Source organism: Deltaproteobacteria bacterium (genome assembly GCA_012522415.1).
Taxonomy (GTDB): Bacteria; Desulfobacterota; Syntrophia; order Syntrophales; family JAAYKM01; genus JAAYKM01.
The window spans coordinates 1-17644 of sequence record JAAYKM010000037.1 but is presented as its reverse complement, the minus strand read 5'-3'; the positions used below and the strand labels follow the sequence as shown (position 1 = coordinate 17644).

The 17644-nt window shown below is 50.8% G+C and carries 18 protein-coding genes; 10 read left to right on the top strand and 8 right to left on the bottom strand.

Going from position 1 to position 17644, the window contains the following annotated elements; translation table 11 throughout:
- Positions 1 to 700: 700 nt before the first annotated feature.
- The gene (locus GX147_03320; GenBank protein ID NLN59736.1) at positions 701 to 1990 is read right to left on the bottom strand and encodes a hypothetical protein; all 1290 of its coding nucleotides are present in this window, start codon (positions 1988 to 1990) and stop codon (positions 701 to 703) included.
- A 237-nt stretch (positions 1991 to 2227) separates the two neighbouring features.
- On the opposite strand from GX147_03320, the gene GX147_03315 reads away from it, so the two are divergent.
- Positions 2228 to 2917 (top strand): phosphoribosylaminoimidazolesuccinocarboxamide synthase, encoded by a 690-nt coding sequence (locus tag GX147_03315; GenBank protein NLN59735.1) that lies wholly within the window; start codon positions 2228 to 2230, stop codon positions 2915 to 2917.
- 37 nt (positions 2918 to 2954) lie between these two features.
- Here GX147_03315 and GX147_03310 read toward each other — a convergent pair whose 3' ends face one another.
- Entirely contained in the window at positions 2955 to 3464 is a 510-nt protein-coding gene (locus GX147_03310) for a transcriptional regulator (protein ID NLN59734.1), read from the bottom strand.
- A gap of 332 nt (positions 3465 to 3796) precedes the next feature.
- Between GX147_03310 and GX147_03305 the strand changes: the two genes are divergently transcribed.
- From GX147_03305 to GX147_03265, 9 genes are all read left to right on the top strand, one after another.
- Complete coding sequence (locus tag GX147_03305; GenBank protein ID NLN59733.1) at positions 3797 to 4078, top strand: hypothetical protein; 282 nt, start codon at positions 3797 to 3799, stop codon at positions 4076 to 4078.
- Between the two features lie 18 nt (positions 4079 to 4096).
- Entirely contained in the window at positions 4097 to 4363 is a 267-nt protein-coding gene (locus GX147_03300) for a hypothetical protein (GenBank protein NLN59732.1), read from the top strand.
- Between the two features lie 157 nt (positions 4364 to 4520).
- Complete coding sequence (locus GX147_03295; GenBank protein ID NLN59731.1) at positions 4521 to 6038, top strand: metal transporter; 1518 nt, start codon at positions 4521 to 4523, stop codon at positions 6036 to 6038.
- 12 nt (positions 6039 to 6050) lie between these two features.
- The gene (locus tag GX147_03290) at positions 6051 to 6608 is read left to right on the top strand and encodes a hypothetical protein (GenBank protein ID NLN59730.1); all 558 of its coding nucleotides are present in this window, start codon (positions 6051 to 6053) and stop codon (positions 6606 to 6608) included.
- The gene (locus GX147_03285; protein ID NLN59729.1) at positions 6586 to 7713 is read left to right on the top strand and encodes a hypothetical protein; all 1128 of its coding nucleotides are present in this window, start codon (positions 6586 to 6588) and stop codon (positions 7711 to 7713) included. The genes GX147_03290 and GX147_03285 overlap by 23 nt, the downstream gene beginning before the upstream one ends.
- A 25-nt stretch (positions 7714 to 7738) precedes the next feature.
- Positions 7739 to 8830, top strand: a complete 1092-nt coding sequence (gene phaC / locus GX147_03280) for a class III poly(R)-hydroxyalkanoic acid synthase subunit PhaC (protein NLN59728.1) — start codon at positions 7739 to 7741, stop codon at positions 8828 to 8830.
- Between the two features lie 71 nt (positions 8831 to 8901).
- The gene (locus tag GX147_03275; protein NLN59727.1) at positions 8902 to 9942 is read left to right on the top strand and encodes a GAF domain-containing protein; all 1041 of its coding nucleotides are present in this window, start codon (positions 8902 to 8904) and stop codon (positions 9940 to 9942) included.
- Positions 9943 to 10061: 119 nt separating this feature from the next.
- Positions 10062 to 10487 carry a MaoC family dehydratase gene (locus tag GX147_03270; protein NLN59726.1) on the top strand — a complete coding sequence of 142 codons (426 nt, stop codon included), beginning with the start codon at positions 10062 to 10064 and terminating at the stop codon, positions 10485 to 10487.
- A 276-nt stretch (positions 10488 to 10763) separates the two neighbouring features.
- Positions 10764 to 12299, top strand: coding sequence for a hypothetical protein (locus GX147_03265; GenBank protein NLN59725.1), 1536 nt, complete (start codon positions 10764 to 10766; stop codon positions 12297 to 12299).
- 45 nt (positions 12300 to 12344) lie between these two features.
- On the opposite strand, the gene GX147_03260 is transcribed toward GX147_03265, so the two are convergent.
- The 6 genes from GX147_03260 to GX147_03235 form a co-directional block, all read right to left on the bottom strand.
- Positions 12345 to 14300, bottom strand: a complete 1956-nt coding sequence (locus tag GX147_03260; GenBank protein NLN59724.1) for a SpoIIE family protein phosphatase — start codon at positions 14298 to 14300, stop codon at positions 12345 to 12347.
- The gene (locus tag GX147_03255) at positions 14275 to 15333 is read right to left on the bottom strand and encodes an ABC transporter substrate-binding protein (GenBank protein NLN59723.1); all 1059 of its coding nucleotides are present in this window, start codon (positions 15331 to 15333) and stop codon (positions 14275 to 14277) included. The genes GX147_03260 and GX147_03255 overlap by 26 nt, the downstream gene beginning before the upstream one ends.
- Complete coding sequence (locus GX147_03250) at positions 15330 to 15749, bottom strand: ATP-binding protein (GenBank protein ID NLN59722.1); 420 nt, start codon at positions 15747 to 15749, stop codon at positions 15330 to 15332. The genes GX147_03255 and GX147_03250 overlap by 4 nt, the downstream gene beginning before the upstream one ends.
- Positions 15750 to 15752: 3 nt before the next feature.
- Positions 15753 to 16085 carry an STAS domain-containing protein gene (locus GX147_03245; GenBank protein NLN59721.1) on the bottom strand — a complete coding sequence of 111 codons (333 nt, stop codon included), beginning with the start codon at positions 16083 to 16085 and terminating at the stop codon, positions 15753 to 15755.
- Positions 16086 to 16223: 138 nt separating this feature from the next.
- Positions 16224 to 17312, bottom strand: a complete 1089-nt coding sequence (locus GX147_03240) for an ATP-binding cassette domain-containing protein (protein NLN59720.1) — start codon at positions 17310 to 17312, stop codon at positions 16224 to 16226.
- A 4-nt stretch (positions 17313 to 17316) separates the two neighbouring features.
- On the bottom strand, positions 17317 to 17644 hold a 328-nt coding region (locus GX147_03235), incomplete at its 5' end, for an ABC transporter permease subunit (GenBank protein NLN59719.1).

The following is a 17644-nucleotide window of genomic DNA, read 5'->3' as shown; positions in this document are numbered from 1 at the left end:
GGCGAGCTGTAGCAATGTGAGCCTCTTCTGTGCTATCTTCTTCTTGGCAGTCATGTCTTCCTCCTTGGTAAGATGGTTTGGTGATGAAAACACCTTAACCGAAGAGAAAACTGACTGCCACTTTTTCTAGCTATCTGTACGGAGAGAGCCTAACTTTTACACCTTACCTGCTTTTGAGTATGCGGCGTTCCTTTTTTTAAGACAGAAGGAATACCAATAATTTTATCGACAACAACCAAACTAGAAAAAAATATCCCTACAAATGCTATCATGAATACAATATTCTTTATTGTTTCATTAAGCTTGTTTTTCTGTATCAGAAAAATGAATAATATTCCGGTTATAAATATAATCCAATGAAGGAAATAGATTGGCTTGCAATAAACTGGTGTATTGGAATAAAACAAAAAATAACTGATTGGATTCCAATATATAAGTGCCAAAGCAATAAATATAGAATATATTTTATTGTTGTTCACTTTCAATGGAGTTGCCCCTATTTTACCGGACACAGTTCTAACTTAGTTTGATTTTGCCTGTACTCCCTGTTTGCGCCGGTCATTCTCTCTTCCCCAGAAAGGTTGGAGTTGGACAGCTTAAATAACGAGAATTACGGTTACTAAAAAGTGGATATGCCCCGTACAGGCGGAAGCAGAGTAAAACTCTGAAGAAAAGTTGTCAACGAATTTCTAAGGATTTTTCAGGGTTTACCGCACTTTCTTTCCAGGCGGATACGGCGGTAAGTGAGGCGATCCTGTTCGTCAGAATGGCGGCCGGAGATTAATTCCAGGGTATTGCAAACCAGGCAAAGGGCCTGTTCCGGATTCCTGTCCCGGTGTTCGTACCATTTGGCCAGTTCCTCGCAGGCGAAGCAGTCGGCGGGATCAGCGGCAAGCATTTCCTCCCAGAGGGCGATGGCCCCTTTCCAGTCCTCATCCCGCTTCAGGTGAAGGGACAGATGACGCCGGGCCTCCCGTGAAACCTGCGGATGACCGGAGGCGCACAAGTCACGGAGTCGTCTCTTGCCCTGCCGCTGGCGGGTTCGGTCGATGAGGAGCCGCGCCGCCGCCAGGTGATCCTCTTCCCTTTCCCGCAACCTTTCGCCGTTGCCGGCGACAATCTCCGCCAGATGGCGCGCCAAAGCCGAAAGCGACACGACGTCCAGGTGATTGTGGCGGAAGACTTCCAGCATGGCCCCCGGGTGCCGGTTCCGGAGCCAGCGGAAGTAACGCTCCGGGATTTCCCAACCGGGGATGTCCTCCCCTCGGTCGAGGCCCAGAACATGCTGTTCCACCGTACCCAGGCGGTTGTTTTCCAGGCGATGTCCCAGCAGGCGCCGTGTGGGATGGAGGAGATCCAGGTGGGGCAGCTCCGTCAGAGGATCGGGAAGGCGGTTCATGATGAACCGGGCGCCAAGCAGATTGACGTCGAAGGACTTGCCGTTGAACGTCACGAGAAAACCTTTTTCCTGGGCCAGTTCGCTCAGATACGCTAGGCATGCCCGCTCCTCCGGATAGTCACGGACGAAAAGCTGGCGGGTCACAAAGGTTGTCTCTTCAAACCAGCCAAGGCCGATGAGGAAGGCGACGGTTCCTGTTCCTCCGGACAGTCCCGTCGTCTCCGTATCGAGGTAGAGGCCCTCCCGAGCATCCATGCCGGCAAGGTCGGTCTTGTCGGCCAGGACCGACAGGGCGTCCATATCGACGGAGAGGAAATCGGCCACGCACTGGTTCCCATGCCGGTGGGAGGGTTTCAGGGCGGCCTCGACGGAGTAGAACCGGCCGTACTCGTTCTCTCTTTCCTCGCCGGGGAGGAGTTCCTCAAGGAGACGCTTTTGGTTGGGCGTCGATCCGCCTTGCAACCTTCTTTCCCGGCCCGTCGTTACCGCCTCGATGCGCCGGCGGAGATCGGTGAGAATTTTATCGCGGTTATCTTGCGTCGTTGCCGGCCCTTCGCCCGTCAGGCGCCGGAGACGATCTTGGAGGGTCATTGTTCTAATTCCTTGTAATGACAGCCGTTTACGAGCAAGATACGTATCTGCTTTCTCACAGGAAGTCAAATGAAAATCTGCGCCCCGGCAACATCTCCGTTCTTGACGCCGCAATGGGTTTAAGCTACGATTCCTCCCCTGAAAATCCTGTGGAGATGGTGCATTAGAAGGGTATCCTGGAAATAGGGACAACTCGGAAAGCTAATTCACCGCCATGTTAACGGAAAGGAAGACTCGATGAAACTTGTTTACAAGGGAAAAACCAAGGATGTCTATGACGCGGAGGACGGAAACTACATCCTCAAATTCAAGGACGACGTCACCGGAACGGACGGAGTCTTCGACCCGGGCGCCAACACAGTCGGTCTGACCATAGACGGGGCGGGCAGATCGGGCCTCAAGCTGACCAGCTTCTTTTTTGAAAAGATAAACGCAAAGGGCATTCCGACCCACTTCGTACAGGCGGACATAGAAAACGCAACGATGACGGTAAAACCGGCACAGCCCTTTGGCCAAGGCGTGGAGGTAATCCTCCGCTATCGGGCGGTGGGCAGTTTTTTCCGGCGTTACGGCCTTTATTGCCGGGAAGGGGAGCCGCTCCCCGGGTTGGTGGAAATAACCCTCAAGGATGACGAGCGAAACGATCCCCTGATAACGGAAGACGCCCTTGAAATACTAGGAATCCTGACAAAAGCGGAGTACGAAATTCTGGTCGAAATGACCAGAGAGATCGGGGCAATCGTAAAAGAGGAATTGGCCAAAAAGGGTCTGGAACTCTTCGACATCAAGTTCGAATTCGGCCGGGTGGGAAACGATAACCATATTGTCCTGATTGATGAAATTTCGGGCGGCAACATGCGCGTCTACCGGGGCGGTGAGTACATCGAGCCTCTTACGCTGGAAAAAATCATGCTCACTCCGGCATAATGGCAACGACGTATCACGTCAAGATCCCCCGGGTTTTTTACTTTTCCTTCGTCCCATTCGTTTCCCCGGGTTTTCCCCCGGAGGGTGAAGGGGTTTCCCCGGTGGGTTCCGCGCCGGCGAAGAGATCAAAGATATTCGGGAACGAATTGGCTCCGGGGATGGAAAGACTGGCCTGCTCGGAAAAATCGGCGCCCATTTTCAGCCATTCGGCAAACTGCGCATCCGCCATGGATTTGTAACGCAGAAAATTCTTCAGGCTCTGCTCGAGATACTTATCGAAAAATTCTCCCAGGAGTTTGTCTCCGTGGCGGATCATCAGATGCAAAAGTGATACCGGCAGGAGGATGTTTTTTTTCCGGGCCTCTTCCAGAACAATCTGGGTCAGGATGAAAGCCGTCACATCTTCCTCGGTCCGGGCATCGGTCACGACCACTTCACGCCCCCGGCGGATCAGATCGGCGATATCCTCCAGGGTCACGTAAACGCTCCGTTCCATATCGTAAAGACGCCGGTTCGCGTACTTTTTCAGCAAAACTCTATCAGGCATGAGTATCCCTCTCTGGAAAGTGCCATTATCGATTCACATTTTCCACAACATGGAAACAACGGCAAGAAAAACATCCGACGATGTAACCAAAAAATAAAATCATGAACATTTTAATCATCGCCTGCCTCCTCCCCCAGACGGAAAAGTTTGATGTTACATCGCAACATCAAATTAAACAAGAAGAAATTATTTTCCTTTAATTACCTAATATCGCATACATAATACGCAACGCAAATCTTATTTTGCATTGCACCATTTTATCCTTGACATTTTGGTGTGCTTGCCCTATTGTTACCCGCAACAAACTAAATTCAAGAATGGAGGATTTCGCTATGGACCCCAAGAATGTACTCAGCCAGACTTTTGATTTTTACAAATCGACTTTTGAGAACACCTGCAACGCCATGACCATGTTCCAGGAACAGAACCAGAAAATGGTCGAGATGTACCTGGATCAGACCCAGGGTGTCCCGGAAGAAGGGAAAAAAGCCATCCAGGAATGGATGGGGGTGTACAAGAAAGGATTTCAGGATTTCAGGGCCGCCGTGGACGAGAGTTTCAAGAAGATGGATGATTTCTTCGCCGAAACGGCTAAGGCGGGAACGAAGAAATAACCGACAAGGAGAAGCAAAATGATACATCCAAAAGACACGCTTAAACAGATGATCGATATCAATAAATCCATCTGCGCAAATGCCTTCAACAACATGAGCACCATTCATGACCAAATGGAAAAGGTTGTGAACATCTACATCGGCCAGGCTTCGGGAATGTCCGAAGAGGGGAAAAAGGCCGTTCGGGAATGGGCCTCGATGTACCGGAAGGGTTTCGAGGATTTCAAAAAACTCGTCGAAGACAATTTCGCCAAAATGGAGTCTTTCTTTCAGGACAAAAAATAAACGCTGATTCTTGCGCCCGGATTAGGCTGAGCGGAGCAGGTGATCTATGGCTGACCCCTTTTCAACATCTCCATCAAGCAGCATGGCGGGGACATTCCTGAAATCATCGCCTATATACAACGAAATGACTCTGCAGACAGTCCGGGCAACTGCGAAAATGATTTTGACTGCGCAGGCTTATGTAAACGGTGCCTGGAGTAACTACTTCGAATTTATGGCCCCTTACTGGCTGGCCTCCCGGTATTTTCAAGAGGTGGAAAAGCAGAAAATACTTGAAGCTGCCCCGCATGAAACCGCTCATGCGTACCTTGAACTCCTTGATTTTAATATAAGAATCGCACAAAAAGGCACGCTGGGAACCATGCGGGCCCTGAATCGGTTTCATGCGAACGAGATGGGGAACTGGTTCTCCGCTTGGCTGAACACGCTGTTCCAGCAGGAAGGAAAGGATATTTTACAGAACTCGGTGCGCCTTTCCCGGCTCGTCGATGTCCTTGTCAAAGAATACCCCAAAGCAATCCGCGAAATCGAACCGCGTTTCGGCTTCCACTTCGACGACGGGGGATACATCAAGGTCGCGGAAACGGACCGTTTCTGTCTTTACCAGGTGTTGCCCTGGCGGGGCTGCGCGGAGGTCCGCTCTACCGGCAAGCCGGTTCTTGTGATTCCCCCCTATGTTCTGGGGGCATCGATCCTTGCCTTTCTCCCGGGAGAAAACAAAAGTTACACCCATTGTTTCGCCAACCAGGGCATTCCAACCTACATCCGTATCATGAAGGATATTCACGCCCACGAGGCCGTCCAGACCATGACGGGGGAGGATGATTGCCTCGATACAAAGTATTTCTGTGCAATCATCCGCCGGCGCCACGGCAAGGAAGTAACCCTCAATGGTTTCTGCCAGGGCGGCTACGTTGCTGTAATGAGCCTTTTGTCAGGTGAGCTGGACGGACTGGTGGACGCTTTTATAACCTGTGTCGCGCCAATGGATGGAACACGCAGCAGAGCCCTTGTGAAGTATATTGAACTGCTCCCGCCGCGTTTCCGGGACCTCGGCTACGCCGTTAAAACCCTTCCGAATGGTAATGAGGTGATCGACGGCCATGTCATGAGCTGGGTTTTCAAACTGAAAAGCATTGAAGAGGAAGCGCCCCTTGTAACATTCCATCGCGACCTCGACATGTTCAGCCGCCAGGGCGATGGCCCCTTTCAGATCACTCCGACAGCGGCGGCACTCAACTATTGGCTCATTTATGAACGCAACGATCTGCCCGTCGAGTTGACAAGATTGAGTTTTGATTCCTATACAAAACCCGTCACCGCAGATGGCACGCTACCGGTAAAACTGTTTGGCCGCTCCCTGAACTTCAAGTGTATCCAGGAGAAAGGGATTCCCTGGCTGCTGTGCTATGCGGCGGAAGACAATCTCGTTGACCGGGACTCGGCGTTGGCGCCCGCCGATTTCATTGACGTTGAGGTAACCGAATTCCCGAGAGGTCACGGTGCGATTGCCACCTCCTGGTCCCTGCCGACCTCCGAATGCGCCCTGCACAAGCGATTCCGTGGCGGGCAGCGCGGGCCGATCCGCTTCCACCTCGACCTGGAAGGCACCGTTGACAGTCCCTGCCATGCAGGGGAAACAGAAGGATGGCAAGAGAACTTTCGGAATCCTTGAGGATAACGTGATATGGATAAAAGATTTCTGGAATTCTGGGGAAACTTTCTGATCCATGCGGCCAGGGGGCAGGAACAGGTTGAAACGCTGCAACGCCTGGCAAACGAAGGGTTCAGGGCCTGCGAATTCCACATGAACCTGTTCCGGGAATTCTATGGCCTTAAAAAGAAGGCGGATCCTTCGGAAATCAATGATCAGATCCGGGAAAAGGCTACAGCGGATTTTCTTGAATCCTGTCGGGAATTCACCGGCCTCCTGGGACTGGTTCCGCGAAAAACATACGACGCACTCGTCAGGGAAAACGACGATTTGAAAAGCAGGATCACCGAGCTGGAAAAGGCTTTGAAAACCTCGGGGAAGAAAACCCGCCGTCAGGAACCGGAGTCTGGTTTGGTTGCAAAGGGTATCGAAGGGCTCATGAAAAAACAGGCGGACCAGTTCCAGACCCTCATGACGACATACGGCAAACTCTTTGAAAACATCAAACCACTTGAAAAACCGGGAGATATTGAATCTTCCGAACCGATATCGCCAGGGGGTGCAGAACATGAAGGACAAAAAGAAGACTGAAACCGAAGAGACTACCCAAGGCGTCATTTTTGCGGACTGGGTCAAAAACCAGGTCGACGTGTGGGAGGCGGCTATGCAACAAACCGCCAAGGACTGGCAGAAGCCATTTGCGGCCTCCCAAACACATGCGGATGCGGCCCCCCCCCATCCTGGCCCTGACGTGGTTTTCAAGGAAATTTTCGAGTTTTTTCAGTTCCTTTCCTCCATTACGGGCATGCCGAAACCCGACGCGTTCGAATCCACCCGCTCCGTCGGAGATTTAATTTTGAAAATTTTTCAACCTTTCTGGGGATTCTCTATAAGGTCCGAACAACAGATTGCCGAAATGCTGGGCATGACCACATCGGGAAGCTCTGAAAATATCGTCGAATTTCTCAAGCAAACAACAAAAATGATTCATCAGACCCATGTGGACGATTTTCGAAAGATCCTGAATATTCCGCAGATCGGCCTGACCCGATATTACCAGGAGCGGATCAATAAAGTGGTTGAAAATGCGTCTGACTTCCAGTCGGCGATTGGCGAGTTTTTCCAGATGTTGATGATTCCTATGGAAAAATCCTATTATGCGGTGAAAGAGGAAATTACCAGACTGGAACGTGAGGGAAATACAGCCATTGATGGTTCGCGGGCCCTTTACCAGCTCTGGATTCAAAAACTGGAGGACCATTATCTGGCATTATTACGGTCCAACGATTATATTGAAACGCTCCGAGAAACCCTCAATAAAATGCACGATTTCCAGGTAGCCCGCGCCGAATTCTTCATGGATTTGCTTCAGCACCTGCCTATTCCCACGAACCGGGATATGGATGAAGTCTATAAGGATCTCCACATCCTGAAAAAAAGGGTGAAAGAGCTTGAACGAAAAGAGGCTCAAAGAGAGGCCGAGAAGAACGTTTCCGTCAGTCCGAACATGGCGGCCAACCTGGAGCTTGAGATAGAGGAACAGCCAATATCCGAAGAGAAGACGCGCAGGGAAGAGGAGAAAAAAGCCCGCCTTAAAGCAAGGGCGGAGGCAAGGCGAAAAGCGCAGGAAAGACGGCAGCGGCAAACGAAAGGAATAAATGCCGGGGAGTCCCAGGGGAAAACAGATGCAAAGTGAAGAAAAACCTACAATTGCCGATATGATGGCGCCCTATATCAAGGCGGGGGAATTAATCATGGCCCGTGTCGCAGGGGACACGGCAAACTTCTGTGACCGCCTCCGCGTCGCCAGGGAAGTCCTTCTGAACCCTCTGGAAACAGACATTGCCACAACGCCTTATGATGTGGTCTGGGAAGAAGACCGCGTCAAGTTGAAGCGCTATCGTCCCGTCACGTCGCCCTCTCTCAAGACACCGCTTCTGATCGTTTATGCCCAAGTGAACCGGGAGACCATGCTCGACCTGCAGCCCGGCCGCAGCGTGGTGGAGAGATTTCTCGCCGCGGGCCTCGATGTCTACATGATTGACTGGGGATACCCGACTCGGAAAGACCGTTTTCTAAATCTGGACGATCACGTGAACGGCTACATTGACAGTTGTGTCGATTTCGTTCGCAATGCGTACGGGATAAACCAGATCAACATCATGGGTATCTGCCAGGGGGGAACCATGTGCGTCATGCACGCGGCCTTGCACCCGGAAAAAATCAAGAACCTGGTCCTGACCGTGACACCCACGAATTTTGATCACGAAGCAGGTCTGCTCAACGTCTGGGCAAAATCTCTGGACCCGGACAAACTGGTTGCTTCCTACGGGAATATCCCGGGCGACATCATGAATCTCGGCTTCCTCCTCCTCAACCCGGCGCGTCTCATGATCGACAAGTACGTCGGATTCCTGGAAAACATTCACAACAAGGATTTTCTGGAAAACTTCATTCGCATGGAGCGCTGGATATTCGATAGCCCGGATCTCCCCGGAGAGACTTTTCGAGAATTCATAAAATGGATGTACTTGGAAAACCGCCTTATCAAGGATGAAATCATCCTGGGCGGCAAACGGGTTGAGCTGAAAAACATTACAATGCCCGTACTCAATATCTATGGACGCTATGACCACCTGGTGCCGCCGCAGTCGTGCGATCAGTTCACCTCCAAGATCGCCAGCGTGCATAAAGAAGATCTCTGCCTCGATACGGGGCATATCGGAATCTACGTGAGTTCCAAAACGCAGCGCGAATTTTCCCCGAAAATAATCTGGTGGCTGACGAAACACGATGACTCTCAGGGGATATGACGTTAACCACCAAAAGGACAGACGGGGACGGTTCCATTAAACAAACGACTTAAAAGAAAAGAGAGTATGACATGAACGAATACGTCAGGGAAATTCACAAGATTGCCAAAGTTCTGAGCGCGACGAACGATCGGGAAAAGCTCTGCCGGATGATCGTAAAGTCCGCTGCGGCCACGATGCATGCCAAGGGGGCGTGCCTGTTTCTGGCCAGTGATGAGACCAGAACCCAGTACACGATTGCGGCCCAGACAGGCCTCTCCAGGAATTATGTCCACACCGCGCCGGGCCGGACGCTACCGATTATGAAGATGCTGAAGAAAAGCGGCTACCTCCACTATCGGGACGCCATAAATGATGACCGCCTGCAGAACAGGGAATCCAAAATTAAAGAAGGAATCGGTTCCATTCTCGTCGTCCCCGTCATGGTGCGCGATGATCTGTTGGGTTGCATGGCCCTCTACACGTCCGATATCCGGGATTTTTCGGATAAGGAAATTGAATTTTTTACGGTGCTTGCCGATATGGGCGGCCTGTCCATAGACAAGGCGGACCGCATCGCGAAACTTCGCAATGCCACCCGGATTTTCCTCAAATTGGCATCCGATATCACGGGCAGCAGGGACATCAAGGAGATCCTTGAAACCCTTACGAAGGATGTGGCGGAATCCATGAATGTAAAGGCATCCTCTATCCGGCTACTGGATGAAAGTCGCACAACCCTTCGTTTGGCGGCCAGCTATGGCCTTTCGGAAAGATATCTCAACAAGGGACCGATCTCGGCGGAGAAGAGTATAGCGGAAGCGCTTCAGGGGAAGCCTGTCGTGGTCAAAAACGCCGCCACCGATCCCGGTGTCCAGTACCGGGCGGAAAAGAAGGATGAAGGCATCGTCACGATTCTCAGTGTGCCCATCAAATCCCGAGATGAGGTGGTCGGCGTGCTTCGTCTGTACAGCGCCACCTCCAGAATATTTTCCGAAGGCGAGATTCAATATGTCATGGCCCTTGCCCATATGGGCGGCGTCGCCATCCAGAACATGCAGCTCTGTGAGATGTTGAAGGACGATGTCAAGGACCTCAGGGAAAACAGCTGGATATTCAGGACCTGGTTCTAGGTCGCCGACGCAAGTTTTCAAAATTTCGACATCTCTTGGTCAAAGGACACCCAACCGTTTATTTGGGGCCCGTCAACATCGAGGTCAGCGGCAGATCACTTATAAAGGAGAAAACCATGATCGGAAAAACTATCGACGAAATGCAGATAGGCGACACCGCGGAATTTACGAAGACGGTCACGGAAACGGATGTCTACCTCTATGCCGGAGTCACGGGGGACTTGAACCCGGCCCATATCAATGAAACCTTTGCGAAAACGACCCCATTCAAGGGACGAATCGTACACGGCATGCTCTCGGCTGGGCTCATATCGGCGGTCTTCGGTGTGAACCTTCCCGGTGCGGGAACCATCTATGTCAGCCAAAACCTGGAGTTCAAACGGCCGGTTCGTATTGCCGATACCATCACGGCCCGGGTGGAGGTCATCGAGAAGAATCCGGAAAAAAACCGGGTGACATTCCGAACCACATGCCTAAACCAGGACGGCAAGGTTGTTGTTGACGGCGAAGCCGTCGTCCTCCCTCCCCTTCCATTAAAATCATAGCTTTGCAACTTCTTTTTTCGCGTAGTTTACAAGGCAATCAAACAGAAAAATTCGACGAGGTCATTGTACGGTCTGGGCCGGCCCCTTCCACAGTGACAGGGTTTTTTAAAGAGAGTCTTTAAAATATGAAAAATCCTTTTCAGAATCTTCAAGGATGCTTTGTTCGCAGAAGGTATTTTTAATCCTTTCACCCTCTTTTCATTCCAAAAGAATTCCACTGGCATTACAGTTTGCCGGAATGTATAGTAGCGCGTCTTTTCCCGCAAGGAGATAAATATGCCCATGACAAAATTTGAGAAACTCATAAAATTGTCCAGCTTCGCAATATTCATCTTTATTCTGGCCGGTTCGGCCGCAGCGGAGCAAACAAGGGTAAATACGCGATCCGCAGGTCCGGAAACAACACTCAACGCCGCCGCATGTTGCCTGGATAACATTCTTTCAAGTACCCTAACCTCACTTGAACTGATTGCCTCAACCCCGGAAGCCAAAAGCGGTGACTGGAACGGAATGAAACCCTACCTGGCACGACTTGCCGCGGATGTGCCGGGTGTCTATTTTTTTGTTTTGCCTGATGGAAATTATTACAGCGTGGAAAAAGACTTCACAAACCTCAATTTGAGCGACCGCAGCTATTTCAAATCTTTATTTGCCGGCAATCTGATAAAAGGCTCTCCCATATACAGCCGTTCCTCCGGAAAAAAATCCGCGGTCATGGCCGCCCCTGTTTGCGTCGATAAAAGAGTAACAGGTGGGCTCGGGGCTTCCATATTCCTGGATGACCTGCACGGCCGACTGAATCGACAGTTTACTCTGCCTCGAAGCTATACCTGGTTTGTCCTTGATTCCGAAGGGAATACCATGTTGGATAAAGACACTGATTTTATCTTCATGAACGCAGTCACACAGGGAAGCAAATCCTTGGGGGAAGCGATAACCAGCGCTCTGAAAAACGAAGCAGGCGCGACGGAATATGAAATCGGCGGCGTCATCCACCAGGCACAATACCGCAAACTGCCGCGCATGGACTGGTGGATGTTCTTAGCCAAAACCGAAGACGAGGAAATGCATATTCCGCCCCAATTGACTCTTTCGCTTCAACGCTTCGTCCCCGATTTACAAAAAAGCTTAAATGCCATCGACCATTCACTGGCCCGATTAATTGAACAAAGCAACGTGAATACAAATGATGAAGGCGATATCAGAAAACTGCTGAAGTCCTTTATCGATGATAATCAACTTGTCGTTGAAACCTCTTTTGTGGACAGGGCGGGATTTCTGCGCCACATAGAACCGGGCGAATATAGAAATTTCGAAAATGTGGATATCAGCGCCCAGGGGCACATGACCGCCATGCTAAAAAACCCCATGCCGATATTCAGCGGCAGCTTTAAATCGGTCGAAGGATTTTCAGCCGTGGTCCTGATGCGGCCTCTGTATGAAAAAAAGAAATTCGCCGGTTGCGTCAACGTGCTTATTCGCCCCGAACTGGTGATCGAGCCCCTGCTGAAAAAGAGTAACGTCCCCGCCGATTACGAACTCTGGGTAATGCAAACTGATGGAACGATTATCTACGATCAGGACAAGGAAGAAATAGGCAAAAGACTTTTCAGCGATCCCCTGTACGCGGAGTATAAAAGCTTACTTGCCCTAGGGGAAAAAATAGCCGGCGTTTCCTTTGGTGAAGGACAATATATTTTCCCGGCGTCCCAATCCGAAGAAAAAATCGTAAAGCATGTCGTTTGGGAGACAATAGGCCTCCATAACCGTGAATGGAGAGTTGTTTTAGCTTACAAGCCTTATCGACGGTAAGGGGTGTGGAGGTCACCCCTTTTCTTTTTCCCACTTTCTTTTCGTTTATGGGTCGGCTGCACCCTGATAGCGGAGCGCAAGAATCGTGATGTCGTCTGACTGCGGGGCGATGTCGGCAAATTCCTGAACACTTTCAATCGTTTTCCGGACAAGGCCCTCAGGTTTTTCATCGGCCCGGTTTTCGATAAACCTCTTCAAGCGTTCCTCCGAATAGGCCTGCCCATCCGTGTTCATGGCTTCCGTAACGCCGTCGGTGTAAAGGAACAACAGATCGCCCGGCTGGAGGTGAATTGTTGCGGTCCCGTAGACGCTTTCCTCCATAACACCGAGTAAAAAACCTTCCGGCAGGTCCAGCCATGCCGGCTTTTCCTCCCTGCGCACGATCAGCGGCGGGTTGTGACCCGCGTTGGAGTAGCGCATCTCACCGGTGCGGATATTCAATGTGGCGCAAAAAAAGGTTAGGAACATCATGGCGTCATTTCCCTCGCACAGTTCCCTGTTTACCTTCGCCAACGCCTCGGCGATCCCTGTATCGCGGTTAATCGCACCTTTGATAAGCAGTGTGGATGCCGCCATGAAGAGGGCTGCGGGCACACCTTTTCCCGATACATCACCGATGGAAAAGAAGAGAGTTTCGTCATCGAGGAGAAAAAAATCATAAAGATCACCCCCCACTTCCCGGGCGGGGACGATCGAGGCGAAGATATCGAATTCCCGTTTTTCCGGAAATGGGGGGAAGCGCTTCGGCAAAAAGCTCATCTGGATCGTCCGGGCAATTTTTAATTCGCTTTCCATCCGTTCCCTGGCTGCCGTTGCTTCCTTGAGATTGGAGATATATTCCTTCAAAGCCAGTTGCATATTTTCAAAAGAGTTCGCTAAATCGCCGACCTCGTCGGAGGGGCGGCGCTTCGGAAGTGCGACATCAAGGCTTCCCCTGGCGATTTCCGTCGTGGTTTGCGCCAGTTGCCGCAGAGGCTGGGTGATGTTCCTGGAAATGGTCGTAACGACGAAAAAAAGAAAAACAAAGCCGGCAAATCCGATGATCAGGACGATTTTACTCAGATGGCGAACATCGGCAAAGAGCTCTTTTTCGGGAATAACAAGGCCGATTGACCAGCCCGCAGACGGCAGGGGCACGTAATAAATCCAGGCTTTTTTCTCCGCGAAATATTCGGGCAACGCAACAAATCCCCTTTCTCCCTGGATCATTTTCCTGCCGATGTCCCGTAGAGAAAGATCACCGGCCATTTCGGCAACGGTGAAAATGGTCTCGCGCATGATCAGATCCTTGTTGGGGTGGGCGATGAACATTCCGTTTTGCGAAATAAGGAAGGCATATCCGGTTTCGTAGATTTCGACTTCGGCAATGATGTCCTTGAGCCACTCCAGGGACATGTCGGCCGTGACCACGCCGGTGAACGTCCGCACCCCCCGGACGTTTGTGTAAAAGGGAACGGAAAACGTGGACATCACGGTATTACCACCCCCCTCATCGAAGTAGGGTTCGCTCCAGACGGCCCGGTTTAATTCTTTGGGAAGGATGTACCAGTCCCAGAAGTGATAGCGGTAGTTGTCCCCGCCCAGCCAGGAAAGTCTGACCTGACCGTTTTGCCGTGAATAGTAAGGGCTGAAGTCGCGAGAAGCCCTGTCATGGGCGTAAGGTTCAAAGGCGACGGTGGAGCCGTAAATCTCCGGATTCAATCTGACAATGCCCTCAATGTGCCGCAGCAGGTCCGGCCGCCTGCAGTCCATGTGCTCCAGAGAAGCGGCAAGATAGCGCGGCGCAGAATCAACGGAGCAGAGAATGGTTTCGATACTGTGGACGGTGGACAGGGCGAGGTGGCCGGTGTTTTTCTCGACGCTTTTCAAAACGAGTTTGCGCGTCTGCGTATAGTTATAAATGAACGCAACCAGAAAAATGAGGGTCGTGCTGATGAGAATAATGGCAGAGAGCTTGAAGGCAATGCCCGGTCCCTTATTCCCCCGATATACAGCGGACATGAAATTCACCTGAAGGAACTATCCTTTTGATCAAACCGCTCTCCTTCAGTTGAGAGGTCGCGGTCTGATAATCTTTTTCCACCAGCGTACCCATGGGGGGCTTCCCATCGCCTGTAATCATATCCTTCATTTTTTCCAGCATCCATTTTTGATGGGCGCGGCTGGTGTTTATTTTGGCTTCATTGACGTATTTCATCACGATGTCCAGTGCTTCCTGCTGATGTTCGAAGGCGTAGCGCCACCCTTCAAGGGAAGCCAGGACAAACCGACGAACCCGGTCGGGATCTTTTTCCCACGTCTCTTCCAGGCAGTAGATACCGTCTTCGGGGATATTGAGACCCGGTTCATCAAAGAAAAAAACGGTCAGCTCATCGGCATCGAGCCCGGCGCTAAGAATGGAATGGAACTCGTTGTACCACATGGCGGATGCGACATCGACACCTCCGCGCAGGAAAAGATTGAGCGTGTAGGTTTGGGGGATGATGCGGACGGAGAGATTGTGTTTGCGGAAGAAGGCCAGCGGTTGAAGCTTGAAATCGTCCCAGAGGCTGATTTTTTTCCCATTGAGGTCCCGGAAGGAAGATATACCGCTTGATTTTTTCGCCACCAGGAGAAACCCGGACTTCTGCACGATCTGCGCCACGTTGACCAACTTCATGCCTTCAGCCCGGTATTGGACCGCCTCGGCCAGAAACAAGGTCACGAAATCGGCCTCTCCGCGCGCCAGCGTTGTGAAAACCGATTTTTCCGGCCCGCCACGCAATATGGCGACATCAAGCCCGTATTTTTTGTAAATACCCTTTTCCTGGGCGACATAGTAACCGGCAAATTGGGCCTGGGGAAACCAGTGGGGGAGGAAGGTGGTTTTTTGCGGTGTCTGGGCTTGCCCTTCCGCCCCTGTAAAAAAAAACATAAAAAAGAAAAACGGCAATAAAAAAACCATGACGACAGGAAGATGGGAATGATTTGTGACGGATTCACGGGTTGCCCGCAGGGTCGCATGATTTTGTCGGCGGGGCGTTAATCTGCTCATGAATTTTCCTGCCTTCTAAAGGCGATTGTCAGAACATTTTCATCGTTGCTGCGTTCATAGTGAACTTCGGTGGCCAGTTTCCTGATCAGAATGATTCCATATCCGCCTATCCTGCCTGTGGCCAGGTTGGAATGAACATCAGGGGAGTGTATGGCAAGGGGGTCGAAAGGAACGCCCCGATCCTTGACTTTGATCGCCAGTTCACCGTTGTTAAAGACACATTCGATCCCGGCATTCCCCGGGGCATCCGGATAAGCATAGCTGAAAATATTGACCAGGGCTTCCTCCAGGCAAAGTTCGATATTCCGCAACATATCGCCGGCAAAACCGTGTTTTGAAGCAAAAGAAACGGCGAACTCCATGAATGCATAGAGTTGATCCAACCGGGCCGGCAATTCGATGCTGTTATTATTCATAAATTAGAACGCTTTTAACGCATCGTCATTTGTTGCGAATATCTTGAATATGGTATTGAATCCGGAGATATTGAAAACATCCTTAACATTTCCCTGCAGGCCGGAGAAATAAACGGTCAATCCCTTTGTTTTCAATTCCTTGGAAATCACCAGAATGCTGCGCAGGCCCGCACTGCTGATGTATTCCAACCCGCCACAGTCCAGTAAAAGGGGGGAGTTTTCCCCCTCCATGATTTCGGCGATCCTTTTTTCAAAATCCGACGCCGTAACGGTATCGACGCGCCCTTTAACCGCAGCGACAAGAACTCCGCCCTGACTGTTTTTTGTGACCTCCATGATTGTCTCCCTTTTCTTTATTTTGTCTGCTGTTGGTTCCCTTTCCCCGACAGGGCCGAACTCTTTAATGACCGCCTTCGGCGGGTCAAGGTTCATGTCTTGTCAGCCGGGTGCATAATGGTTGAGACCCTTTTTCGCTTACATCGATAATCTCAACATGTTTTTCTCTTTTTCACGCAGATAATCATAACGGGTCAAGAGTTTCCGTAGGATCATCATGGAAACATCTTCCTGCGCTTCTTCACCGCTAAAAGGATTATATGGTGCACCGGCGTAGGTTATCGTCAGGTCGATCATGTCGTTTTCTTCCGAATATCCCACAATCACATCGATATTGACAGCATCACCTTGTTTTGCAATGAGTTTGTTTACCAGCAATTCTTCCAGAACAAGCTGAATATTCAGAAGGTGCTTCTCGGAAAGAAACTGCTTGTGTCCGAAGGCTTCTATGCCCGCGTTGAGGTCGTACAAATCAAAGTATCTTGAACGTATTTCGTAGGTAAATGTCCTGATCTTATGGACAAATACCCGGGTTTTTTCTTTTTGCGGCCGCCCGAAGATTTGCTGAGGCGTCCCCTCTTCATAAATAATGCCTTCATCCATGTACAAAACGCGAGTGGATACACCCCGGGCAAACTTCATTTCATGCGTCACGATCATCATGGTCATGCCGTCCATAGCCAGTTTGCGGATGACGGCCAAGACTTCGCTGATCATTGTCGGATCAAGGGCGGATGTCGGTTCGTCAAAAAGCACAATTTCCGGTTTCATGGCCAGTGTCCGGGCAATGGCGACCCGCTGCTTTTGACCGCCTGACAACTCATCGGGATAGGCATGGGCTTTTTCGGCAAGGCCCACCATATTCAGGAGTTTCATCCCCTCGTCAAAGGCCGCCTTGCGCGGCATCCGCAAAAGCTCGACGGGCCCCAGCATAATGTTTTCAATCACCATCAAGTGAGAAAACAAATTGAACGACTGAAACACCATTCCCATTCGCTGACGCAGGTGGTAAACATCGGTTTTTTTATCCAGCAGATTGACGCCGTTGACAATGATTTCTCCGCTCGTCGGGGTTTCCAGAAGATTGAGACAACGTAAAAGCGTACTCTTCCCGGTACCGGATGGACCAATAACGGCGATCACCTCTCCCCGCATGATTTCAAGATTGACGTCCCTGAGGACGATCAAATCACCGAAATGTTTCGCCAGATGTTTTACGCTGATCACGAACTCAAATCCCTTTCACGATCCGCTTGCGTCGTTTTGGATCCACACTCATCTCCACCCGCGACAACAGATAGGCCATCGCATACGCGATAACGAAATAAATCAACGCCGTCGCAATCAACGGGGAAAAAGCTTCGTACGTCCGGCTCCGGATAATATCGCTCATCTTTGTCAAATCCTGAATGGCGATGTAACCAACCACGGACGTCATCTTCAGCATCGATATAAACTCCCCTTTGAAAACGGGTAACACATGCCGCGCCGCCTGTGGAAACGTAATCTTACAGAAAACCTGAAACGGATTAAACCCGATGGCGTATGCCGCTTCGTGC